Raw genomic sequence first — 23,154 nt, forward strand, 5'->3', positions numbered from 1 at the left:
TGAAGTGTTGCCGGATATGTTTACGCCGCGTTTCAGACGGAGGCCGCCTCCAGCCGCTGGTGTTGATAGCCGTAGCCGCCCTCGCCGTCGGGCACGAAGCTGAGGCGGTGGGTGATGCACTGCGGCGCATCTTCGGCATGGTGCGAAACGAACAGCAACTGCGTGGCGCCCTGGCCGATCAGCACGTCGATGAAGCGGCGCACCAGCTGGCGATTGAGCGGATCCAACCCTTGCAGCGGCTCGTCGAGGATCAGCAGCGCCGGGTGCTTCACCAGCGCGCGGGCGATCAGCGCCAGCCGCTGTTGGCCCCAGGAAAGGCTGTGGAACGGGGCGTCACCGCGCGCGCCGTCGAGCCCGAGCAGCGCCAGCCATTGCTCGGTCAGCTGCCGCTGGCGATCCGAGACCGCCTGATAAATGCCGATCGAATCGAAGAACCCCGACAGCACCACGTTGCGCACGCTGGTGTTGACGCGATAATCCAGATGCAGGCTGCTGCTGACGTAGCCGATATGGCGTTTGATTTCCCAGATGGTTTCCCCGCTGCCGCGGCGGCGGCCGAACAGCGTCAGATCGTTGCTGTAGCCCTGCGGGTGATCGCCGGTGATTAAACTGAGCAGGGTGGATTTGCCGGCGCCGTTCGGACCGACGATCTGCCAGTGTTCACCAGGGTTAACCTGCCAGTCGAGATGATTGAGGATCGGCCGATCGTTATAACTGACCACGCCGTCACGCAGGACGATCAGCGGACGATCCGCCGGCAGGGCCTCTTTTTGCGTCGGATCCTCCGTTTCCGGCAGCGCCAGCCCGCTGAGATTTTCGCTGTGCGCCAGCTGCGCCACCAGCGCGTCCGCCATCACCTGGCTGCGCGGCCCGCGGTTGGTCAGGGTGCAGTCCGCCAGCACGCCCACCTGCCGGACAAAATCCGGTATTTCGTCGAAACGGTTGAGCACCAGCACCACGGTCTGTCCCTGGGCGGAAAGCTCGCTCAGCAGCGCGGCGAGCTGCGCGCGCGAGTGCACGTCCAGCCCGTCGAAAGGTTCATCGAGGATCAGCAGGTCGGGCTGCGGCATCAGCGCGCGGCACAGCAGGGTTTTACGCGTTTCGCCGGTAGACAGGTATTTGAAGCGGCGCGTCAGCAGGGCGGTAATGCCGAATTGCGCGGCCAGTCGCTCACAGCGCGCGACGTCTTTCACCTCTTCCTGAATGATCTCCGCCGCGGTACGGCCGGTGTCGTCTTCGTCCGCGCTGAGCAGATCGGTATTGTTGCGTTGCCACTCGTCGCTGACCATCTTTTGCAACTGTTCGAAGGAGATGCGCACCGCATGCTGAAAGTCGTTGCGGCGTTCGCCGCGCAGCAGAACCAGTTCGTCGGCCAGCGCGCGCGCCAGGGCGGATTTTCCGCTGCCGTTGGCGCCGACGAAGGCCCAGCTTTCACCGGCTTGGATCGCCAGCGCTTCCAGCGTCAGGGTGCGGGTATCGCTCAAGCGGAATGAACCTTGCGAAATGTGCAACGACGACATCACCTGTTCCTTTTTTTGCAATTATTTGCCTTAGAAATAGGCGCATTGCCGGGTGATGTCAATCAACAAAAACGCAACATCACGTTGCGCTTAACACAACGTGGCGACAATCACCCGATCGGCGTTGAACAGGGCGTGTACGGCGTCGCCGACGCTCAGCTGCAGGCGCTGCAGCTCCGCCGTCGTCAGGGTGGCGCACAGGGTTTCGCCGCCCGCCAGCGTCACCAGCACCTCGCTGTGTTCGGCGCCCGGCTGAATGCCGGCCACCACGCCCGCCAGCGCATTATCCGCGTCGGCGTTATCGGCCGCATCGACGCTCAGACGCACCCAGGGCGCCTTGATCAGCGCCAGCACCTCTTTGCCGGGCGTCAGCTGCAGCCGATCGGCGCTTTGCTGGGTAATGGCCGCCGTCAGGCGAGTGCTGCCGTCGTTCAGCTGGATCGCCAGATGCTGCTGTACCTGCTGGTGGTCGCGTTCGATCACGGTGCCGAAAAACTGATTGCGTGCGCTGGTTTGCAGCGAGAAGCGCGAGATGGCCGCCAGCAGGCTATCGAGCGGCAGATCGTCCTGCTGCAGCACGTCGAAGGCTTTTTGCTGCACCTGGCCCAGCAGATCGTACAGCTGGATCAGCCGTTGGCCGTAGTGCGTCAAATGCGCGCCCCCGCCGCCTTTGCCGCCGGTGGCGCGTTCCACCACCGTTTGTTCCGCCAGTTGGTTCATCTCATTGATGGCGTCCCAGGCGCTTTTGTAGCTGATGCCCGCCAGTTTGGCGCCCTGGCTGATGGAGCCGGTGTGCTGCACCTGTTTCAGCAGCGCGATGCGGCGCGGATCGGCGAACAGCTTTTGCTGGAGTTTGAGAGTCAGAAGAATTTCGGCCTGCATAGCGCATCCTGTCGGCGGCAAAAATCGTATTGTCGCCGATTTGGCGGCAAAGCGCCAAAGGGCACGTTTGGCCGATCACAATTTCGCCTTGCTGGCTAAAATAACTCCGGTTTTAGCGATTTTTTGGGTTAGAATAACCCGATATGCGGTGAAAGGCATTTGCCGCTCAATGGGCAGTTAAGCGAGGCTATCATGTTGGAATTATTGAAAAGTCTGTTATTCGCCGTGGTGATGGTGCCGGTGGTCATGGCGCTCATTCTCGGCTTGATCTACGGTTTTGGCGAAGTGTTCAACGTCTTCTCCAAAGTGGGCCGTTCGAAAGAAAACCGCACCCAGCACTGACCGTTCCCCATCCCGATACCCGTCGGCATCGCCCGGCGGGCATTCCTCAAGTTATCTCACGCTTTGCCGATAAACCGCATGACAAGCTTTCGCGCAACGTTATATTATTTTTTATATAACGAAGAGTGATAATGCACGTTAACTTGCGGAGAAAAACAATGAAACAGCAATGGACCCAATGGGTTGGCGGGATCGTGTTGGCATCGGGCCTGGTGACTCAGGCCTCGGCGGCGGAAAAGATCACCGTGTTCGCCGCCGCGTCGCTGACCAACGCGCTGCAGGACATCGCCACCCAGTATCAAAAAGGCAAGGACGTGCAGGTGGTTTCCTCCTTCGCGTCGTCCTCGACGCTGGCGCGCCAAATTGAGCAGGGCGCCCCGGCCGATCTGTTTATCTCCGCCGATCAACAGTGGATGGATTACGCCATCGACAAGCAGCAGATGGTGAAAGACACCCGCTATACGCTGCTGGGCAACGAACTGGTGCTGATCGCCGCCAAGAACGATAAACAACACAAGATCGCCATCGACAAGCAGACCGATTGGGCCAAACTGCTGAACGGCGGCCGCCTGGCGGTGGGCGATCCGGATCACGTGCCGGCCGGCATCTACGCCAAAGAGGCGCTGGAGCATCTGGGCGCCTGGCGCACGCTGGAGCCTAAACTGGCGCGCGCCAACAATGTGCGCAGCGCGATGGCGTTGGTGGAGCGCGGTGAAGCGCCGCTCGGCATCGTCTACGGTTCCGACGCGGTCGCCAGCGACAAGGTGAAAGTGGTGGGCGTGTTCCCGGAAGACAGCCACAAACCGGTTGAATATCCGATGGCGATTGTGAAAGATCGTCAAAATCCGACGGTCAGCGCTTTCTATACCTATTTGAAGAGCCCGGAAGCGGCCGCTATTTTCGAACATTATGGATTCACCCCGCGTAAATGATTCTGAGCGAGTACGAGTGGCAGGCGGTTGAGCTGAGCCTGAAAGTTTCCGGTTTGGCGGTAGTCTGCAGCCTGCCGTTCGGCATTCTGATGGCCTGGGTGCTGGTGCGCTGCCGTTTTCCCGGCAAGGCGCTGCTCGATGGCGTCATTCACCTGCCGCTGGTGCTGCCGCCGGTGGTGGTCGGTTATTTGCTGCTGATCGCCATGGGGCGGCGCGGCGTCATCGGCGAGCTGCTGTACGATTGGTTCGGCTTCAGCTTCAGCTTTAGTTGGCGCGGTGCCGCGCTGGCGTCGGCGGTGGTGGCGTTTCCGCTGATGGTGCGCGCCATTCGGCTGGCGCTGGAGGCAGTGGATACCCGGCTGGAACAGGCGGCGCGCACGCTGGGCGCCAATCCGTGGCGGGTATTTTTCACCATCACGCTGCCGCTGTCGCTGCCCGGCGTCATTGTCGGCGTGGTGCTGGCCTTCGCCCGTTCGCTGGGGGAGTTTGGCGCCACCATTACCTTCGTCTCCAACATTCCCGGTGAAACCCGCACCATTCCGCTGGCGATGTATACGCTGATTGAAACGCCGGGGGCGGAGGCCGCCGCCGCGCGTCTGTGCGTGATCGCCATCGTGCTGTCGCTGGCTTCGCTGATGGTGTCCGAATGGCTGGCCCGCTGGGGCCGCAAACGGATGGGGGTGTAAATGCTGGAGCTGGATTTCTCGCAGCAGCTGGGCGACCTCAATCTCAACGTCCGCGCCGATTTGCCGGCGCAGGGCATCACCGCGATTTTCGGCCTGTCCGGCGCAGGCAAAACTTCATTGATCAACGCCATCGGCGGCCTGACCCGCCTGCAGCAGGGGCGCATCGCGCTTAATGGCCGCACGCTGGTGGATACCGCCGCGGGCCTCTGCCTGCCGCCGGAAAAGCGCCGTATCGGCTATGTATTTCAGGATGCGCGCCTGTTCCCGCACTATCGGGTGCGCGGCAACCTGCAGTACGGCATGGCGGCCGGCATGCGCGCGCAGTTCAACACCATCGTCGAGCTGTTGGGCATCGGGCCGCTGCTCAATCGGCTGCCGCTGACGCTCTCCGGCGGTGAAAAACAGCGGGTGGCGATCGGCCGCGCGCTGCTGACCGCGCCGGAACTGCTGCTGATGGACGAACCGCTGGCCTCGCTCGATCTGCCGCGCAAACGCGAGCTGCTGCCGTATCTGGAGAGGCTGGCGCAGGACGTCAACATCCCTATCCTCTACGTCAGCCACAGCCTGGACGAGATCCTGCGTCTGGCCGAGCAGGTGATGGTGCTGGAGCGCGGCGAGGTGCGCGCGTTCGGCGGGCTGGAAGCCGTCTGGGCCAGCAGCGCGCTGCGGCCGTGGCTGCAGCGTGAAGATCAGAGCAGCGTGCTGCGCGTCAGCGTGATTGAGCATCATCAACGCTATGCTATGACCGCGCTGGCGCTCGGCGATCAGCGGCTGTGGGTCAGCGGCATCGACGCCGAATTGGGCACCCAACTGCGCATTCGTATCAACGCCGCCGACGTCTCGCTGGTGCTGCAACCGCCGGTCAACAGCAGCATTCGCAACGTGTTGCCGGCCAAGGTCAGCGAGTGTCTGGACGTGGGCGGGCAGGTGGAAGTGAAGCTGGCGGTCGGGGAACACGTGCTGTGGGCGCGCATCACGCCGTGGGCGCGAGACGAACTGGCGATCCGCCCCGGGCAGTGGCTGTACGCGCAGGTGAAGAGCGTGTCGATCAGCCGCGAGAGCCGCTAAGACAGGCCCTCCCGGCGGGAGGGCGAAAAGACTAGAGTACGCGGGTGCGGATCACCTCGGCGATGCCCGGCTGCAGGTTATCGGCGATCACCAGATCGGCGCGTTCCTTGATCGCGTCATCGGCGTTGCCCATCGCCACGCCCAAACCGACCGCTTCCAGCATGCTGATGTCGTTGTAGTTGTCGCCGAACGCCACCACCTGATCCATGCTCAGTCCCTGCGATTCCACCCATTGGCGCAGGCGCTTGCCTTTGCTGTTGCCGCCTTTGGCGATATCCACCTGATCGTGCCAGGACCATTCGCACGCCAACCCCAGCTCTTTTTCCACCGTGTCGGCAAACTCGCGCAGCGCCGGAATATCGGCGTGCGAGGTGGCGAATTTCCAGATCGCCTGCGCGTCGTCGGCCGCCTGCGCCAGGCTGCCGACCTGCAGCAGCGTCGGGCGCTGCGCCGCAGGCAGGGTTTCGGCCCAGGCCAGCGAGCGAGTCACGTGGCCGCTCGGTTCCTGATACAGCATGGCGTCGTCAACGTACATCAGCCCGTGAATGTCGGTCTGTTTGAGCATCTGCAGCACCTGTTTGGCCTGCTCCTTCGCCAAGGGATCGGCGGCCAGCACCTTTTTCTGCTGAAAATCATACAGGTAAGTGCCGTTGCAACAGATGGCCGGCGTGTCAATCTGCAGCGCCTGGTAGAACGGATGGATGGCGACGTGATGGCGGCCGGTGACCACCACCACCTGGACGCCGGCGGCGCGCGCCTGCGCCAGCGCTTCCAGCGACTGCGGTAAGATGCGTTTTTGATTGTCCAGCAGGGTGCCGTCAAGATCGAGGGCGATGACGCGGTAGCTCATAGGGTTCTCGTTATCGTTAGCCATAAAATTAATCCGATGGTACACCGGATAGCCAATGGAGAAAACCGCGTGAGCTTCCGGTGCTAAGCAGGGTTGCCATGCGACGGATGTGCGGTAAGCTAGGGACAATCGAACGGCCTGAAACCGGTTCCTCTTTTACCCTTTGCAAGGAGAACACATGAAGCAAATCGTTTATGTCGCCAGCCCGGAGAGCCAGCAGATCCACGTCTGGCAGTTGGACGACGCCGGCGCGCTGACGCTGCTGCAAACCGTTGACGTGCCGGGCCAGGTGCAGCCGATGACCCTTCATCCGGACAAGACTCACCTGTACGTCGGCGTGCGTCCGGCGTTCGGCATCGTCAGCTACCGCATCGAGGCGGACGGCACGCTGCAGCAGGCCGGCATGGCGCCGCTGCCGGGCAGCCCGACCCATATCTCCACCGATTTGCAGGGGCGTTACCTGTTCTCCGCTTCCTACAGCGGCAACTGCGCCAGCATCAGCCCGATCGGCCACGACGGCGTGGTCACGGCGCCGATCCAACAGATCGACGGCCTGAGCGCGCCGCACTCCGCCAACATCGATCCGACCAACCAGCTGGTGCTGGTGCCGTGTCTGAAAGAAGACCGCATCCGTCTGTTCAACCTGAGCCTGGCGGGCCAGCTGACGCCGCACGCGCAGGACGCGGTGGATATCGCCGCCGGCGCCGGTCCGCGCCATATGGCGTTCCACCACAACGACAAGTTCGCTTATTGCGTCAACGAGCTGAACGGCACGGTGGACGTACTGGCCATTTCGGAAAACGGCGGCAAATACACCATGACGCAAACGCTGGATATCATGCCGGACGATTTCGACGGCACCCGCTGGGCGGCGGACATTCATATCACGCCGAACGGCCGCTTCCTGTACACCAGCGATCGCACCGCCAGCATTCTGACCCTCTTCAGCGTCTCCGAAGACGGCGGCACGTTGAGCGTGGTCGGCTATTATCCGACCGAAGCGCAACCGCGCGGTTTCAATATCGATCACAGCGGCCGCTTCGTGATTTCGTCCGGCCAGAAGTCCGATCACATCGCGGTGCATGAAATTGATCAGGCCAGCGGTCAGCTGACTATGTTGGCGCGTTATCCGGTGGGCAAAGGCCCGATGTGGGTAAGCGTGCTGGCGAAGTAATTCGGCGGGCAGAGCAGAAAAGCGCGGTTCGGTTGAGCCGCGCTTTTTTATGGGCGGAGATCAATCAGTTGAACATCACCGTCAGCGTGGCGCTGCCGAGGCTGTGGAAATGCACGTTAAAGCCCACCAACGCGCCGCTGGAACCTTCATCCACCTCAATGCTTTCCACGTCCAGCGCATGCACGGTGAACTGATAGCGGTGGCGTTCGCCATTCGGCGGCGCGGCGCCGCCGTAACCGGCCGAGCCGAAGTCGGTACGGGTTTGCAGCGCGGCGCTCGGCAACGGCGCTTTGCCGGAGCCTGCGCCCTGCGGCAGCTCGCGCACGTCGGCCGGAATATTGGCCACCACCCAGTGCCACCAGCCGGAGCCGGTCGGGGCATCGGGATCGTACAGGGTGACGACGAAGCTTTTGGTGCCGGCGGGCACGCCGTCCCAGGCCAGGTGCGGCGACAGGTTATCGCCGCGGTAGCCCATGCCGTTGAAGACCTGAGTCTGCGGCATTGTGCCGCCGTCCTGCAGATCGTTGCTGTACAAACGAAAAGCCATAATGACTCCCAGTTGTCGATAAACGCGGACCCTTAAGCTAGATCTTTTCGGTGGAACAATACAACCCCTTGCGCCAGCGGCGGACGGTTGATCTCGACGGTGACATGCACCAGTTCGGGATGCGCGGCCAACAGTTGGCGCACCCGATCGGCGGTGAGGGCGCGATCGGCGCTGCTCAGGGCGAGGACGCAATGATATTTTCCTTTGCCGATGCGGCCTACATGCAAATCGGTCAGCGTGAGCGCGTGGCCGGAAGCGGCCAGGGCCTGGCGGATCTCTTGCGCCACCGGGGCGTCCATTTCGGCATCCAGCAAAATCTTTCCGCTATCGCGCATCAGGCTATAGGCCCAGGCGGCCACCATCGCCGCGCCGACGATGCCCATCAGCGGATCGAGCCAGGCGGCGCCCCAAAGCTTGCCGCCGAACAGCGCGACGAGCGCCAGCACCGAGGTGGCGGCGTCGGCGAGCACGTGAACATAGGCGGAACGCAGGTTGAGGTCATGATGAGTGTCGTCGTGGTCATCCCCGTGATGATGATGATGGTGGCCGCCGCCGCGCAACAGCCAGGCGCAGAGCAGGTTGACGGCCAGCCCGATCGCGCCGATGGCGATGGCTTCGTTGTAATGAATCGGGCTAGGATTCAGCAGCCGCTGCCCAGACTGAAACAGCATCAGCGCCGCCACCAGCACCAACAACACCGCGCTGGTGTAACCGGCCAGCACTTCGATCTTCCAGGTGCCGAGGCTAAAGCGGCGATCCTTGGCCAGCCGGCGTGCGGCGCCGTAAGCCAGTACCGACAGGCCCAGGGCCAGCGCGTGCGAACTCATGTGCCAGCCGTCGGCCAGCAGCGCCATCGAGTTAAACAGCCAGCCGCCGGCGATCTCGATAGCCATCATACTGGCGGTGAGTATCACCGCCCATCTGGTGTTTCTTTCGGCCAATGGGTTACCATCGTCAAAAACGTGGCTGTGCTCGCGGTGCAAAACGGGCGCGTGAGACGTCATGGTGAAGTTCCTCAGCAAAAGATAGTGTGCTGAAATATACTATACCCCAGTATAGTAAATAACAATCAGGCGGAAATGATGAGCCATACCCACAGAGATCAAAAGAAGCTGTTGGCGCGGGTGCGCCGCATTAAAGGGCAGGCCGAAGCGCTGGAGCGCGCGCTGGAGAGCGGCGGCGAATGTTCGGCTGTTCTGCAGCAGATCGCGGCGGTGCGCGGCGCGGTCAACGGCCTGATGGCGCAGGTGCTGGAAGGGCATGTGCGCGAACATCTGGCTGCCGCGGACGCTACGCCGCAGCAGCGCGAGCAGGACATCGAGCAATTGATGACCGTTTTACGTTCTTATATGAAGTAATCATGATTTCACTGAAAAAACGCACGCCGTGGTTCGGCTGGCTGCGCCGTTGGGCCAAAGGCATCAAGCGCGATATCTACGCGCTGTGGCTTGCCGCCCGTGATAAGCGCACCCCGTGGTACGCCAAGCTGATCGCGCTGCTGGTGGCCGGCTATGCGATCTCACCGATCGATCTGATCCCGGATTTTATTCCGGTGCTGGGCTATCTGGACGATGTGATCATCGTGCCGTTGGGCATCATGTTGGCGGTGCGGCTGATCCCCAAACCGCTGATGGCCGAGCTGCGCGAGAAGGCGCAAAAGCGCGTCGATAATCCCACCGGCCGCATGGCGGCGGCGATGATCATTGTACTGTGGCTGCTGTGTTTGGGATTGCTGGCCCGCTATCTGGACCAGCATTGGTAAGGCATTAACGCGCGGCGGCGGCGACGGCGGCGGTCAGGCGGCTGAGCTGGTCCGCTTCGATGATGTAAGGCGGCATCAGGTAAATCAGCTTGCCGAACGGCCGGATCCATACCCCGCGCTCGACGAACCCGCGCTGCAGCTCGGCGACATCCACCGGTTCGCGCATCTCCAGCACCCCAATCGCGCCCAGCACCCGCACGTCGGCCACCTTCGGCAGCGCCGCCAACGGCAACAGTTCCCGCTTCAACTGGGTTTCGATGGCGCTCACCTGCGCCTGCCAGCGATTTTCCGCCAGCAGCGCCAGACTGGCGTCCGCCACGGCGCAGGCCAGCGGATTGCCCATAAAGGTCGGCCCGTGCATAAAGCAGCCGGCCGCGCCGTTGCTGATGGTCTCCGCCACATGGCGGGTAGTCAAGGTGGCGGAAAGGGTCATATAGCCGCCGGTCAGCGCCTTGCCCAGACAGAGAATGTCCGGCACCACCTGCGCGTGCTCGCAGGCGAACAGCTTGCCGGTGCGGCCGAAGCCGGTGGCGATCTCGTCGGCGATCAGCAGCACCTGATGGCGATCGCACAGCTCGCGCACCCGCTTGAGATAGGTCGGATGGTAGATGCGCATGCCGCCGGCGCCTTGCACCACCGGTTCCAGGATCACCGCCGCCACTTCACCGGCGTGCTGTTCCAGCAGCGCGGTGAACGGCGCGATATCCTCTTCACGCCATTCCTCGTCGAAGCGGCACTGCGGCGCGGTGGCGAACAGGTGCGGCGCCAAATACCCCTGATAGAGGCTGTGCATCGAGTTGTCCGGATCGCAGACCGACATCGCGCCGAAGGTATCGCCGTGATAGCCGTGGCGCAGCGTCAGGATGCGCTGCCGGCGCTCGCCGCGCGCCTGCCAGTACTGCAGCGCCATTTTCAGCGACACTTCTACCGCCACCGAACCAGAGTCCGCCAGGAACACGCACTGCAGCGCTTCCGGCGTCATTTCCACCAGCCGACGGCACAACGAGATGGCGGCCGGATGGGTAATGCCGCCGAACATCACGTGCGACATCTTCTCCAACTGCTGGCTGGCGGCCTGATTCAGGCGCGGATGGTTGTAACCGTGGATCGCCGCCCACCAGGAGGACATGCCGTCCACCAGACTCCGGCCGTCCGCCAGCTGCAGTTCGACGCCGCTGGCCGATTCGATCGGGTAACAGGGTAACGGGCGGCTCATGGAGGTGTAGGGGTGCCAGATATGGCGTTGGTCAAACGCCAGGTCGGAAGCGGTGACAGACATTGTTGTAAACCAAATTGGATTAAGATTGGTTGACAGTATATCCACAATATTTAAACTGGCGACACTTTTTCGTTTTGGAGACGCCATGATGGCCGACCGCATTCACTGGACAGTAGGGCAAGCCCAGGCCCTGTTTGATAAACCGCTGCTGGAACTGCTGTTCGAAGCGCAAACCGTACACCGCCAGCACTTCGACCCGCGTCAGGTGCAGGTCAGCACGCTGCTGTCGATCAAGACCGGCGCTTGCCCGGAAGACTGCAAATACTGCCCGCAGAGCTCACGCTACAAGACCGGCCTGGAGTCGGAGCGGCTGATGCAGGTCGAGCAGGTGCTGGAATCGGCGCGCAAGGCCAAGGCGAACGGTTCGACCCGTTTTTGCATGGGCGCGGCGTGGAAGAACCCGCACGAGCGCGATATGCCTTATCTGCAGCAAATGGTGCAGGGCGTGAAAGCGATGGGCATGGAAACCTGCATGACGCTGGGCACGCTGGACGGCACCCAGGCCGAGCGGCTGGCGGAGGCCGGGCTGGATTACTACAACCATAACCTCGACACCTCGCCGGAGTTCTACGGCAACATCATCACCACCCGCAGCTACCAGGAGCGCCTGGATACGCTCGACAAGGTGCGCGACGCCGGCATCAAAGTGTGCTCCGGCGGCATCGTCGGGCTGGGTGAAACGGTGCGCGATCGCGCCGGGCTGCTGGTGCAGCTGGCCAACCTGCCAAAACCACCGGAGAGCGTGCCGATCAACATGTTGGTGAAGGTGAAAGGCACGCCGCTGGCGGATAACGATGACGTCGATCCGTTTGATTTCATCCGCACCATCGCGGTGGCGCGCATCATGATGCCATCTTCTTATGTCCGTCTCTCCGCAGGCCGCGAACAGATGAACGAACAGACGCAGGCGATGTGCTTCATGGCCGGCGCCAACTCGATCTTCTACGGTTGCAAGCTGCTGACCACGCCGAATCCGGAAGAAGACAAAGACCTGCAGCTGTTCCGCAAGCTGGGGCTCAACCCGCAGCAGACCGCCACCGAACACGGCGACAACCAGCAACAGCAGGTGCTGGCCAAGCAACTGCTGAACGCCGATACCGCCGAGTTTTACAACGCGGCGCCGTGATGAGCTGGCAGCAACGCATCGAGCAGGCGCTGGCTGAGCGGCGCCTGAACGCCGCCTACCGCCGGCGACAGACCACCGAGGGCGGCAACGGCCGCCAGATCCGGCTCGGCGATCGTCTCTATCTGAACTTCTCGGGCAACGACTACCTGGGCTTGAGCCAGGATGCGCGGGTGATCGCCGCCTGGCAGCAGGGCGCGCAGCGTTACGGCGTCGGCAGCGGCGGTTCGGGCCACGTGACCGGTTTTAGCGCGGCGCATCAGGCGCTGGAAGAGCAACTGGCGGCTTGGCTCGGCTATCCGCGCGCGCTGCTGTTCATCTCCGGCTACGCCGCCAACCAGGCGGTGCTGGCGGCGTTGATGCAAAAGGGCGATCGCATTTTGGCCGATCGTCTCAGCCATGCCTCGCTGCTGGAGGCGGCGGCGCAGTCGCCGGCCGAGCTGCGCCGGTTCCAGCACAATCAACCGCAGGCCTTGGCGGATCTGCTGGCCAAACCCTGCGACGGGCAGCGGCTGGCGGTCACTGAAGGGGTGTTCAGCATGGATGGCGACGGCGCGCCGTTGGCAGAGCTGCATCGCTTAACCCGTGCGGCGGGCGCCTGGTTGATGGTGGACGACGCCCACGGCATCGGCGTGCGCGGCGAACAAGGCCGCGGCAGCTGCTGGCAGCAGGGCGTGCGGCCTGAACTGCTGGTGGCGACCTTCGGCAAGGCGTTCGGCGTCAGCGGCGCGGCGGTGCTGTGCGATGAGGCGACCGCCGAGTATCTGCTGCAGTTCGCCCGCCATCTGATCTACAGCACCGCGATGCCGCCGGCGCAGGCCTGCGCGCTGCAGGCGGCGCTGGTCTGCATTCGCGAGGGCGATGATCTGCGCACCCGGCTGCAGGACAACATTCGGCGTTTCCGTCAGGGCGCGGCGCCGCTGGCGCTGACCCTGACGGATTCCGACACCGCCATCCAGCCGCTGCTGGTGGGGGACAATCAACGCGCGCTCGATCTGGCGACCCGCCTGCGCGAGTGCGGCCTGTGGGTGAGCGCCATCCGTCCGCCGACGGTGCCCCCGGGCGGCGCGCGGCTGCGCATTACCCTGACGGCGGCGCATCAGCCGCAGGATATCGATCGCCTGCTGGAGGTGCTGAATGACGTCAGCCAATGACACAGTGAACAAACAGGCGGTCGCCTCGGCCTTCAGCCGCGCGGCCGGCAGCTACGACGCCGCCGCCGAGCTGCAGCGTGACGTTGGCGAGCGCTTACTGGGGATGGGGAGTTCCCACTCGGGCGAACAGCTGCTGGACGCCGGCTGCGGCACCGGCTATTTCAGCCGTATGTGGCGTGAGCGCGGCAAACGGGTGACCGCGCTCGATTTGGCGCCGGGCATGCTGGACGTCGCCCGCCAACGGCAGGCGGCGCATCATTATCTGCTGGGCGATATCGAACAGGTGCCGCTACCCGATGCGGCGATGGACATCTGTTTCAGCAGCCTGGTGGTGCAGTGGTGCAGCGATCTGCCTGCCGCGCTGGCAGAGCTGTATCGCGTGACCCGTCCCGGCGGCGTGATCCTGTTTTCCACGCTGGCGGCGGGCTCGCTGCAGGAATTGGGGGACGCCTGGCAACAGGTGGACGGCGAACGTCACGTGAACGCCTTTTTGCCGTTGACGCAGATCCGCACCGCCTGCGCCGCCTATCGACACGAACTGGTGACGGAGTTGCGTATCCTGAATTACCCGGACGTGATGACGCTGATGCGTTCGCTCAAGGGCATCGGGGCGACGCATTTGCATCAGGGGCGCGAGGGCGGCCTGATGTCGCGCGGCCGCCTCGCCGCGCTGCAGGCGGCTTACCCGTGTCGGCAGGGGCAGTTCCCGCTCAGCTATCATCTGGCTTATGGAGTGATTTATCGTGAGTAAACGTTGGTTCGTGACCGGCACCGACACCGAAGTGGGGAAAACCGTCGCCAGCAGCGCCTTGCTGCAGGCCGCCAACCGGGCGGGCTACCGCAGCGCCGGCTATAAGCCGGTGGCCTCCGGCAGCGAGATGACCGCCGAGGGGCTGCGCAACGGCGACGCGCTGGCGCTGCAGGCCAACAGCGGCGTGGCGCTGGATTACGACGAAGTGAACCCTTACGTATTTGCCGAACCGACCTCGCCGCATATCGTCAGCGCCGATGAAGGCCGGCCGATCGACGCGGCGCGGCTGTCCGACGGCCTGCGCCGGCTGGAGCAGCGCGCCGATTGGGTGCTGGTCGAGGGGGCCGGCGGGTGGTTTACCCCGTTGTCGGCGGAGTACACCTTCGCCGACTGGGTGCGGCAAGAGCAACTGCCGGTGATCCTGGTGGTGGGCATCAAGCTGGGCTGCATCAACCACGCGGTGCTGACGGCCCAGGCGGTGCAACAGGCCGGGCTGACGCTGGCCGGTTGGATCGCCAACGACGTGGCGCCGCCGGGGCGGCGGCATCAGGAATACCTGGCTACGCTGCGCCGTATGCTGCCCGCGCCGCTGCTGGGCGAAATCCCGCACCTGCCGCAGGCCGAACGGGCGCCGCTGGGGCAGTATCTGGATATCAGCTTGCTGGCGCAGTGAGAGGTTCTGGCTGATGAATCACAACGCCGGGTCTTATGACCCGGCGTTGGCTTTTACATAGCGGTAATACAGGCGTTATCGAGATAAAGCACGCCATTTTTCGCCAGGGCAAACAGGTTGAACGTCAGGATGACATGGGTCGCCCAGACCGGGACTTTTCGTCGATTGGCGTTGAAACGATATTCGGTGTACTCGGCGTAAGCATCGGCTTTCAAGGCGGCGTCCCAGGCTGCCGGCGCGGCTTTGGCGATGAGCGAGACGCCGTTGTCCGCATGGTCCTGGATACAGGCATATTGCAGCGTCGCGAACAGATTGCCGGTACCGCCGTTGACCGTTTTCAGGGTAAAACAGGCGCCCAGCTGCTCATATTGCGCGGCGGGCACGATCACTCTCACTCCGGCGTTGGTATTGGCGTTGCCCAACTTGGTCACTTTCAGGGCATTGCTGCCGTTGACGCCCGCGCCGGCTTCGATACTGATAGTCACTGCGTCTGAGGTAAAGGGCTCGCTGATCGTGCCGCCTGTCACTTCCCAGCCAAACGGCTTAGCGGAAAAGGCGAACTCACCGTCTTTTAACTTGTTATTCACGGCGCCGACCAGCGTCTGGATCCCGGCGCCACCCCCACCGCCATCCAGTCGACTATTGACGATGACAAAGTCGCCGGTACCGCTGAAATAGCGGCCGCTGGCGGTTCGTACGCCATAGAACTTCACGCTGTCGACGATAATCCCGCTACTGCCGGCCTCGGCGTAAAACAGCGACGCTTGCGCCAGTCGGCCGCCGGCGACGATGATTTCGCCGCCGTGAATCAACAGCGATGCATTTTGATTGGCGCTGCAACGGAAGGGAATTTCCGTGAGCGGACTATTACCGTTGTTGAATTCCATATGGCAGCCATGCAATTCAATGCTACCGGCCTCAACGTCGGCAATCGAGCCGGCATAGTCGATCGAAGTGCCGAACAGGCGGAAGGCGCCGTTGGGGTTAGCGTTGCGAACGGCCAGCCCCTGGGAATTGCCGAGGGTGCCACCGAAGAAGTTGATGCCTTCACCGAAGTTTTGGGCGCCGCTGTTCGTTGAAGGCATATGCAGGCACTCAAAACAGCGAATGACTTCACAGGCGTAGTGGTGGGCGATATAGGCATTGGTACCGTAGTACAGGCCGTAGTAGAAGCCGGAAATATAGACGTTATTGACGGAAAAGTTGCCCAGCGGGCCTTCAGGCGAATCGAAACGGACGCCGTCGATATAGGTGTATTCGATCGTCGTTTCATCTTTGCTGTTGTTAATCCTGGCGCCGGTGCCCTTTACGGTGAAATCTTTCATGATAGGCGCCGGGCGAATAGGAACGTTGCTATCCAGCGCGCCGTTGCTGGTATAGCAGCGCAGGAAATAGTTATGGTCGCTTTCCGTGCCGTTGGGGATCTCGGTAGTGACGTTGACGCCGTTGCCGTCGATATAGACGAATCCGACATTGATATCGGTTTTAGGCGCCGTCCAAAGGGCAAAAGGCGCGGCGAATCTGACAATCGCAGGGCGTTTTAACGTTTTGATGATAAAGTCTTGTGCGCCGACCAGTTCGTCGCGCGAACTGACGTAAATGCCTTCAATATTAAGACGTTCCTGCAGGCTCCAGTTTTTGTTGCGCAAATCCGCGTATTGAATAAATGCCGCGTTGTTGTCTGTCATGCTTACATCCCTCGATATTATGGTGTCGGTGTGACCCCTATCGAGTATGAAAAGATGGCCGGCCCATGCCTATTGGGCGCAGACCGGCCGTGACTGATACAACAGCAACCTAATCGCTAACCCGAGCACTCACTCCGCCAGCCCGGCGCCGATCAGCGCCTCATCCAGCTGCGCCAGCGCGCCGTGCGCCACGGTGCGCCCGCTATCGAGCAGACAAAAACGATCCGCCACCCGGCGCACGAACGGCAGCTGATGCTCTACCAGCAAAATGGTCATGCCCAACTCATAGTTGAGCCTGCGGATCACGTTGCCGATGTCGGCGGCGATCGAGGGCGGTACGCCCGTCGTCGGTTCGTCGAGGATCAGCAGTGCCGGCTCCTGCGCCAGCGCACGACCAATCGCCAACTGGCGTTGAGCGCCTTCGCACAGATCGCCGGCGCGGCGGGTGCGCATCTGGCGCAAATTGGGAAACAGGCTGTAGATCAGCGGCGGAATGCGGTAAGGGGCGCCGCGCACGGCCATCTGCGCCACTTGCAGATTCTCTTCCACGCTCAGCTGCGAGAAGAGTTGCCGCCCTTGCGGGACGTGGCTGATGCCGAGTGCGGCGCGGCGCTCCATCGGTTGCAGCAGCAGGTTTTGCGGCGGCTGATCCGCCGGCTGCCAGGTCATGCTGCCGCTCACCACCGGCAAATGCCCCATGATGCAGTTGACCAGCGTGGTCTTGCCCACGCCGTTGCGCCCGAGCAGCACGGTGCACTGGCCGCGCGGCAGCTCCAGGTTGATGTCCCACAGGGTATGATTTTGCCCGTAAAATTGATTGACCGATCTCAGACTCAGCATGTGGCATTCTCCTCATAGACATAGGCGCCCGTTCCACTCGTTGGTGGGGTGCTGCAAAGGCCGCATTGGCGGTTGATTTCCCGAGTGTGGCAATGTCCGGAACAAAATGCCGTCCCTCCGATTCACCTGAGCAATGTCTGCGGTGGACGGAAAGACAGTCAATATGTCGTGAAAAACGACGTTTATGACGACTTGGTGTCGTTCTCGCGCTTTTACGAGGCATAGCCAGGCGGCGGTTGCACGCCGCATTCGGCAGCGCATTATGCTGTCGCGCCTCGTTCGCACGTGGGAAGATAAAGCAACTCCCAGGCCAGTTTTGCCACTGGCCGAAAAGGGGGAGTGTTATCGCTTTGTTAACCGCCTGTCAGGCCCGACGCGCTCTGCCACGGCGGCCTGAAAATACGCCGGGAAGTTAACCCGGACGTTTTTTGCACTCTTGTGGTGCTCTCCGGCGTGGGCGTGGTGCAAGGCGTTGCGCCGCCGTCAAGCGCGATCGGCGTGAAAGGGGGCAATGCGATTTTGGCAATGGGGATTTTTAGTATTAATCGGCATAAACAAAGCGATATTTTTATGAAAAAATAACTAAAAAAGCCATTTTGGCGAGTGTAAAGGGCGAAAAGCTTTCTTTCTGTAACTCCCGCCACGGGCGGGGCGGTGAGAGTTATCCACTATTCCTGTGGATAACCTTGTGCATTAGATTTAGAAAAACGCTGTAAAGCGAGAGCCGACGCGGGTTCTGTTCGCTTTGTCCGCAATCTCGTCTTTTTATTAAAACTATTAATTATCAATAAATTAACTAAAATCAAGACACCAGGGCATTGATCGGGTTTCTATGTGTGATTTTTCGCCACGGTGCTATCAATAAGTTAATTTTCGGCAAGTTCTGGGGATAAATCTGTTATTGACAATAAAAATGTCACCCCGCTGTAACCTCACGGTGCAACGGCGTTGCCGCGCTGCCGGGCGCAGCGACGAATCCGCTTGAAGCTGGTTTTATATCCAGTATCATGGACACTGGCGCAAATCGCCGACACTTTCCATAATTAGGGGCCACGTCCGGCGTAGAGCCGGCTGGCCGCCTGAGCGCGCGCATCTCCACAGGGTAGCCGAGCAATGAGTAAACTTTTCAAACTGCATTCTGATTTCAAACCGGCCGGCGATCAGCCGGAAGCCATCCGCAAACTGGAAGAGGGGTTGGAAGACGGCCTGGCGCACCAGACGCTGCTGGGGGTAACCGGCTCGGGAAAAACGTTCACCATCGCCAACGTGATAGCCGATCTGAATCGGCCGACCATGGTGCTGGCGCCGAACAAGACGTTGGCGGCGCAGCTGTACGGCGAGATGAAAGAGTTTTTCCCGGAGAATGCGGTGGAGTACTTCGTCTCCTACTACGACTACTACCAGCCGGAGGCCTACGTGCCCAGCTCCGACACCTTCATTGAAAAAGACGCTTCGGTGAATGAGCACATCGAGCAGATGCGCCTTTCCGCCACCAAGGCGCTGCTCGAGCGGCGCGACGTGGTGGTGGTGGCGTCGGTGTCGGCGATCTACGGCCTGGGCGATCCGGATCTTTACCTGAAGATGATGCTGCACCTGACCAAGGGCATGATCATCGATCAGCGCTCCATTTTGCGCCGGCTGGCGGAGCTGCAGTATTCCCGCAACGATCAGGCTTTCCAGCGCGCCACCTTCCGCGTGCGCGGCGAGGTGATCGACATCTTCCCGGCAGAGTCGGACGAGCTGGCGCTGCGCGTCGAGCTGTTCGACGACGAAGTGGAGCGGCTGTCGCTGTTCGATCCGCTGACCGGGCAGATTGAGCAGGTGGTACCGCGTTTTACCATCTACCCGAAGTCGCACTACGTGACGCCGCGCGAGCGGATCATTCAGGCGATGGAAGAGATCAAGGTCGATCTGGCGGACCGCCGCAAGGTGCTGTTGGCCAACAACAAGCTGCTGGAAGAGCAGCGCCTGACGCAGCGCACCCAGTTCGATCTGGAGATGATGAACGAGCTGGGTTACTGCTCGGGCATCGAAAACTACTCGCGCTACCTTTCCGGGCGCGCCGAGGGCGAGCCGCCGCCGACGCTGTTCGATTACCTGCCGGCGGACGGCCTGCTGGTGGTCGACGAATCCCACGTCACCATTCCGCAAATCGGCGCGATGTTCAAGGGCGACCGCGCGCGCAAGGAAACGCTGGTGGAGTACGGTTTCCGCCTGCCGTCGGCGCTGGACAACCGCCCGCTGCGCTTCGAGGAGTTCGAGGCGCTGGCGCCGCAGACCATCTATGTCTCCGCCACGCCGGGCAAATATGAGCTGGAGAAATCCGGCGGCGATCTGATCGACCAGGTGGTGCGCCCGACCGGGCTGCTGGATCCGATCGTGGAAGTGCGGCCGGTCGCCACTCAGGTGGACGATTTGCTCTCCGAGATCCGCAAGCGTGCGGCGATCAACGAGCGCGTGCTGGTGACCACCCTGACCAAACGCATGGCGGAAGACCTGACCGAATACCTGGAAGAGCATGGCGAGCGCGTGCGCTACCTGCACTCGGATATCGACACCGTGGAACGCGTCGAAATCATTCGTGACCTGCGTCTGGGCGAGTTTGACGTGCTGGTGGGCATCAACCTGCTGCGTGAGGGGCTCGACATGCCTGAGGTGTCGCTGGTGGCGATTCTGGACGCCGACAAGGAAGGTTTCCTGCGTTCCGAACGTTCGCTGATCCAGACCATCGGCCGCGCGGCGCGTAACCTGAACGGCAAGGCGATCCTGTATGGCGATCGCATCACCGATTCGATGGCCAAAGCGATCGGTGAAACCGAGCGGCGGCGCGCCAAGCAGCAGGCTTACAACGAAGCCAACGGCATCGTGCCGCAGGGGCTGAACAAGAAGATCGGCGACATTCTGCAGATTGGCCAGCCGGTCAACCGCGCCAAGGGTAAAGGCAGGGGCAAGGCGGCGGACAGCGACGCTCAGCTGCAGAACCTCACGCCGAAAGCGCTGGATCAGAAAATCCGCGATCTGGAAGCGCAGATGTATACCCATGCGCAAAATCTGGAGTTCGAGCAGGCGGCTGCGCTGCGCGACGAGATCCACCAGCTGCGCGAGCAGTTCATCGCGATTTCCTGACCGTTGGACGGCGCCCGCGCTGTGGGCGTCAAAATTCCTTGTCGGCCGCGTCAAAGCTGTTATGGTGTGCGGCCCGATTTGACCACGAAGAGTACCGAACATGAGCCAACACCAGTCTAAAGACCCGCTGCACGGCGTGACGCTGGAGCAACTGCTGAATAAACTGGTGGATCACTACGGTTGGTCCGAGCTGGGTGCGCGCATTCGCATCAACTGCTTCCGCAGCGATCCGAGCATCAAGTCCAGTCTGAAATTTTTGCGTCGCACGCCCTGGGCGCGTAAAGAGGTGGAAGATCTGTATATCGATATGGTCAGCCATCCCGCCCCAGCCAGCGATAATCCCTGGCTGCGCGGGCGAGACGGTTAAATTCGGTCAGCGGCGGTCGGCCAGCTCCACCAGCGCTTGATCCAGCGCCTGGCGCAGCAGCTGGCGATCGTGGCGATAAGGGATGTCGCTCGCTTCCAGCGGTTGCTGAATCACCACCCGATCCTGCACTTCACTGGCGTCCACCGCCGGGCCGACGATCAGCGCATCGATCATCCGGCGGCCGATCTTCTCTTCCATCAGCGTCAGCTTATCCTTTAACGACAGCGCCGCGGCGGCCACGCTCAGCTCGCGGCCGAGGTTGCCGATATAGATCATGCTGGCGCTGCTGCGGCGCAGCGCCTGGGTGAGATCGTCGAGCAGCAGCAGCGGCATCAGGCTGGTGAGAAAACTGCCCGGCCCAATCAGGATCACGTCGGCCTGCGCGATGGCGTCCAGCGCTTCGCGCGTGGCGTTGACCGGGGGAGACAGCATCAGCTCCTGCGGCATATGAGTCAGTTGGTCAACATTCACTTCACCGTAAACATGGTTGCCTTCGTGATCGTGCGCCATCAAATCCACCGGCTGTTCCGACATCGGAATCAACGCCGCGTCCACCTTCAACAGGCTGCGCACCAGGTTGATCGCTTCCAGCGGGCGCACGCTCAAGTGATCCAGCGCTTTCAACATCAGGTTGCCGAGGTTATGGCCGGCCAGTTCGCCGTTGCCGCTGAAGCGGTATTCGAACATCGCCGAGGCGACGCTCGGCTCGGTGATCAGCTGGTTGAGACAGTTGCGGGTATCGCCCCAGGCAATGCCGCCTTCCGAACGGCGGATGCGGCCGGTGGAACCGCCGTTGTCGGTGGTGGTAACGATGCCGGTCAGGCGGGAGCCTAAGGACGACAGGGCCGACATCACACGGCCCAGGCCGTGTCCGCCGCCCAACGCCACCACGCGGTCGAGATCGGCCAGGGTACGATTACGCATAAATTTCCTTACAAAGGGGCTGAACTGCCCGCATAAGGTAGCGGATCCGGCGTAAAAACGCGATATACCCGTTATCCTTGACGTTGCCTCTGGGGTGAACGCGCTTGCCGTCGGGAGGCGACGCCCATTATTTAGGGGATAAAGAGTGCCATTTGCGTGATTCTGGTCAATTCGCCCTCGTAAGCGATGTTTATCATGGTTTACCCGATTACGCGGCGTCTAAAAGCGCTGTATATACAGTTATATAGCGAATTAACGCGTTGGCTATCGTTGCCGATTAGCGCTAGAATTCTGCTGAAAACCACGGTTTCATTCCGGCTACTCAAGGTAGCGGGAAGAGAAATCAAACTCCTAGCCCCTGCGCCTACGTTGTTCATCCGGAACGATATGGCGCCTGGGCCGTGGCGAAGTCAGCCACCAGGGTGCAGAGGGGAAACGCTCGCATCTCCCGACTTTGGAAAGGTGTTATGGTACCGCAACTCATTGATGCTTATGAGCGCAAGTTCTATTACCTGCGCTTGTCGATCACCGACGTGTGCAACTTTCGTTGCACCTACTGTCTGCCCGACGGCTACAAGCCGAGCGGCAGCCCGAAAAGCTTCCTGTCGCTGGATGAAATCCGCCGCGTCAGCCGCGCGTTCGCCGAACTGGGCACCGAAAAGGTGCGTCTGACCGGCGGCGAGCCTTCGCTGCGCCGCGACTTTACCGAGATCATCGCCGCCGTGCGGGAAAATCCGGCCATCCGCACGCTGGCGGTCACCACCAACGGCTACCGTCTGGCGCGCGACGTCGCCGCCTGGCGTGACGCCGGTCTGACGGCGATCAACGTCAGCATCGACAGTCTGGATCCCCGCCAGTTTCACGCCATTACCGGTCAGGACAAGTTCCGCCAGGTGATGGACGGCATCGACGCCGCCTTCAGCGCCGGTTTCAGCAAGGTCAAGGTCAACGCCGTGCTGATGCGCGACGTCAATCACCAGCAACTCGGCGCGTTTCTCGCCTGGATCAAGGATCGGCCGATCCAGCTGCGCTTTATCGAACTGATGGAAACCGGCGAGGGGGGCGAACTGTTTCGCAAACACCACGTTTCCGGCGAAGTGATTCGCCTGCAGCTGGAGCAGCAGGGTTGGCAGCGCCAGGCGCGCGGCCGCAGCGACGGCCCGGCGCAGGTGTTCAGCCATCCGGACTACCAGGGTGAGGTGGGTCTTATCATGCCGTATGAAAAAGACTTCTGCGCCAGCTGCAACCGGCTGCGCGTTTCTTCCATCGGCAATCTGCATCTGTGCCTGTTCGGCGAGCAGGGGGTGCCCCTGCGCGATCTGCTGGCGGACGACGGCCAGCTCGACGCGCTGAAGGCGCGCATTCAGAGCGGGCTGCTGAGCAAGAAGCAGACCCATTTCCTGCATCAGGGTAACAGTGGGATCACCCAGAACCTGTCGTTTATCGGCGGCTGACAGCCAATAGGA

The 23,154-nt window shown here is 61.8% G+C and carries 24 protein-coding genes and 1 riboswitch; of the genes, 15 read left to right on the forward strand and 9 right to left on the reverse strand.

Annotated elements, in window-relative coordinates; genetic code table 11:
• Positions 1–32: 32 nt before the first annotated feature.
• Both modF and modE read right to left on the reverse strand, forming a co-directional pair.
• On the reverse strand, positions 33–1,520 hold the full coding sequence (modF, locus tag ACSBQS_RS02035) for a molybdate ABC transporter ATP-binding protein ModF (protein WP_042785657.1): 1,488 nt from the start codon (positions 1,518–1,520) through the stop codon (positions 33–35).
• A gap of 90 nt (positions 1,521–1,610) precedes the next feature.
• Positions 1,611–2,402 (reverse strand): molybdenum-dependent transcriptional regulator, encoded by a 792-nt coding sequence (gene modE / locus ACSBQS_RS02040; RefSeq protein ID WP_342163232.1) that lies wholly within the window; start codon positions 2,400–2,402, stop codon positions 1,611–1,613.
• Between the two features lie 192 nt (positions 2,403–2,594).
• On the opposite strand from modE, the gene ACSBQS_RS02045 reads away from it, so the two are divergent.
• From ACSBQS_RS02045 to modC, 4 genes are all read left to right on the forward strand, one after another.
• Positions 2,595–2,744, forward strand: coding sequence for an AcrZ family multidrug efflux pump-associated protein (locus ACSBQS_RS02045; protein ID WP_004939813.1), 150 nt, complete (start codon positions 2,595–2,597; stop codon positions 2,742–2,744).
• Between the two features lie 158 nt (positions 2,745–2,902).
• The gene (gene modA / locus ACSBQS_RS02050) at positions 2,903–3,676 is read left to right on the forward strand and encodes a molybdate ABC transporter substrate-binding protein (RefSeq protein WP_170853365.1); all 774 of its coding nucleotides are present in this window, start codon (positions 2,903–2,905) and stop codon (positions 3,674–3,676) included.
• Positions 3,673–4,362, forward strand: coding sequence for a molybdate ABC transporter permease subunit (gene modB / locus ACSBQS_RS02055; RefSeq protein WP_047025682.1), 690 nt, complete (start codon positions 3,673–3,675; stop codon positions 4,360–4,362). Before modA ends, modB begins: the two co-directional genes overlap by 4 nt.
• Positions 4,363–5,430, forward strand: coding sequence for a molybdenum ABC transporter ATP-binding protein ModC (gene modC / locus ACSBQS_RS02060; protein WP_342163229.1), 1,068 nt, complete (start codon positions 4,363–4,365; stop codon positions 5,428–5,430).
• A gap of 31 nt (positions 5,431–5,461) precedes the next feature.
• Here the strand turns inward: modC and ACSBQS_RS02065 are convergent, their stop codons facing one another.
• On the reverse strand, positions 5,462–6,280 hold the full coding sequence (locus ACSBQS_RS02065) for a pyridoxal phosphatase (RefSeq protein ID WP_033652412.1): 819 nt from the start codon (positions 6,278–6,280) through the stop codon (positions 5,462–5,464).
• Between the two features lie 178 nt (positions 6,281–6,458).
• Between ACSBQS_RS02065 and pgl the strand changes: the two genes are divergently transcribed.
• Positions 6,459–7,454 (forward strand): 6-phosphogluconolactonase, encoded by a 996-nt coding sequence (gene pgl, locus ACSBQS_RS02070; protein ID WP_170853364.1) that lies wholly within the window; start codon positions 6,459–6,461, stop codon positions 7,452–7,454.
• Between the two features lie 64 nt (positions 7,455–7,518).
• On the opposite strand, the gene ACSBQS_RS02075 is transcribed toward pgl, so the two are convergent.
• The gene (locus tag ACSBQS_RS02075; protein WP_042783877.1) at positions 7,519–8,001 is read right to left on the reverse strand and encodes a kinase inhibitor; all 483 of its coding nucleotides are present in this window, start codon (positions 7,999–8,001) and stop codon (positions 7,519–7,521) included.
• A gap of 32 nt (positions 8,002–8,033) precedes the next feature.
• Positions 8,034–9,005 carry a CDF family Co(II)/Ni(II) efflux transporter DmeF gene (dmeF, locus tag ACSBQS_RS02080; protein WP_147837718.1) on the reverse strand — a complete coding sequence of 324 codons (972 nt, stop codon included), beginning with the start codon at positions 9,003–9,005 and terminating at the stop codon, positions 8,034–8,036.
• Between the two features lie 78 nt (positions 9,006–9,083).
• On the opposite strand from dmeF, the gene ACSBQS_RS02085 reads away from it, so the two are divergent.
• Together ACSBQS_RS02085 and ACSBQS_RS02090 are read left to right on the forward strand one after the other, a co-directional pair.
• Positions 9,084–9,359: a metal/formaldehyde-sensitive transcriptional repressor gene (locus tag ACSBQS_RS02085; RefSeq protein WP_025301915.1), complete on the forward strand. Its 276-nt coding sequence runs from the start codon at positions 9,084–9,086 to the stop codon at positions 9,357–9,359.
• A gap of 2 nt (positions 9,360–9,361) precedes the next feature.
• Positions 9,362–9,763 carry a YkvA family protein gene (locus tag ACSBQS_RS02090; RefSeq protein ID WP_047025679.1) on the forward strand — a complete coding sequence of 134 codons (402 nt, stop codon included), beginning with the start codon at positions 9,362–9,364 and terminating at the stop codon, positions 9,761–9,763.
• Between the two features lie 4 nt (positions 9,764–9,767).
• On the opposite strand, the gene bioA is transcribed toward ACSBQS_RS02090, so the two are convergent.
• Positions 9,768–11,042 (reverse strand): adenosylmethionine--8-amino-7-oxononanoate transaminase, encoded by a 1,275-nt coding sequence (gene bioA / locus ACSBQS_RS02095; RefSeq protein WP_089196737.1) that lies wholly within the window; start codon positions 11,040–11,042, stop codon positions 9,768–9,770.
• Positions 11,043–11,130: 88 nt separating this feature from the next.
• Here bioA and bioB point away from each other — a divergent pair, with 88 nt between their 5' ends.
• Genes bioB through bioD form a run of 4 tightly spaced genes read left to right on the forward strand, consistent with a single transcriptional unit; the run spans position 11,131 to position 14,743 of the window.
• A complete protein-coding gene (bioB, locus tag ACSBQS_RS02100; protein WP_033652413.1) occupies positions 11,131–12,168 on the forward strand; it encodes a biotin synthase BioB in 1,038 nt (345 codons plus the stop codon).
• The gene (gene bioF / locus ACSBQS_RS02105) at positions 12,168–13,319 is read left to right on the forward strand and encodes an 8-amino-7-oxononanoate synthase (RefSeq protein ID WP_147880385.1); all 1,152 of its coding nucleotides are present in this window, start codon (positions 12,168–12,170) and stop codon (positions 13,317–13,319) included. Before bioB ends, bioF begins: the two co-directional genes overlap by 1 nt.
• Positions 13,303–14,070: a malonyl-ACP O-methyltransferase BioC gene (gene bioC / locus ACSBQS_RS02110; RefSeq protein WP_047025676.1), complete on the forward strand. Its 768-nt coding sequence runs from the start codon at positions 13,303–13,305 to the stop codon at positions 14,068–14,070. Before bioF ends, bioC begins: the two co-directional genes overlap by 17 nt.
• Positions 14,063–14,743: a dethiobiotin synthase gene (bioD, locus tag ACSBQS_RS02115; RefSeq protein WP_033642233.1), complete on the forward strand. Its 681-nt coding sequence runs from the start codon at positions 14,063–14,065 to the stop codon at positions 14,741–14,743. Before bioC ends, bioD begins: the two co-directional genes overlap by 8 nt.
• A 53-nt stretch (positions 14,744–14,796) precedes the next feature.
• Here bioD and ACSBQS_RS02120 read toward each other — a convergent pair whose 3' ends face one another.
• On the reverse strand, positions 14,797–16,431 hold the full coding sequence (locus ACSBQS_RS02120) for a hypothetical protein (protein WP_147837720.1): 1,635 nt from the start codon (positions 16,429–16,431) through the stop codon (positions 14,797–14,799).
• A gap of 129 nt (positions 16,432–16,560) precedes the next feature.
• The gene (locus tag ACSBQS_RS02125) at positions 16,561–17,271 is read right to left on the reverse strand and encodes an ATP-binding cassette domain-containing protein (RefSeq protein ID WP_033642235.1); all 711 of its coding nucleotides are present in this window, start codon (positions 17,269–17,271) and stop codon (positions 16,561–16,563) included.
• Positions 17,272–17,724: 453 nt separating this feature from the next.
• Here ACSBQS_RS02125 and ACSBQS_RS02130 point away from each other — a divergent pair, with 453 nt between their 5' ends.
• From ACSBQS_RS02130 to ACSBQS_RS02140, 3 genes are all read left to right on the forward strand, one after another.
• Entirely contained in the window at positions 17,725–17,853 is a 129-nt protein-coding gene (locus ACSBQS_RS02130) for a hypothetical protein (protein ID WP_255326645.1), read from the forward strand.
• Between the two features lie 531 nt (positions 17,854–18,384).
• The gene (gene uvrB, locus ACSBQS_RS02135; RefSeq protein WP_047025674.1) at positions 18,385–20,397 is read left to right on the forward strand and encodes an excinuclease ABC subunit UvrB; all 2,013 of its coding nucleotides are present in this window, start codon (positions 18,385–18,387) and stop codon (positions 20,395–20,397) included.
• 100 nt (positions 20,398–20,497) lie between these two features.
• On the forward strand, positions 20,498–20,764 hold the full coding sequence (locus ACSBQS_RS02140; protein WP_004939783.1) for a VF530 family DNA-binding protein: 267 nt from the start codon (positions 20,498–20,500) through the stop codon (positions 20,762–20,764).
• 6 nt (positions 20,765–20,770) lie between these two features.
• Here ACSBQS_RS02140 and yvcK read toward each other — a convergent pair whose 3' ends face one another.
• Positions 20,771–21,688 (reverse strand): uridine diphosphate-N-acetylglucosamine-binding protein YvcK, encoded by a 918-nt coding sequence (yvcK, locus tag ACSBQS_RS02145; RefSeq protein ID WP_033642237.1) that lies wholly within the window; start codon positions 21,686–21,688, stop codon positions 20,771–20,773.
• A 336-nt stretch (positions 21,689–22,024) separates the two neighbouring features.
• Positions 22,025–22,169: riboswitch (molybdenum cofactor riboswitch) on the forward strand.
• Here yvcK and moaA point away from each other — a divergent pair.
• Complete coding sequence (gene moaA, locus ACSBQS_RS02150) at positions 22,156–23,142, forward strand: GTP 3',8-cyclase MoaA (RefSeq protein ID WP_016928681.1); 987 nt, start codon at positions 22,156–22,158, stop codon at positions 23,140–23,142. (Overlaps the previous riboswitch by 14 nt.)
• Positions 23,143–23,154: the final 12 nt, after the last annotated feature.

Origin of the sequence: Serratia sp. H402Y (assembly GCF_051172415.1) — a bacterium.
Classification (GTDB): Bacteria; Pseudomonadota; Gammaproteobacteria; order Enterobacterales; family Enterobacteriaceae; genus Serratia; species Serratia ureilytica.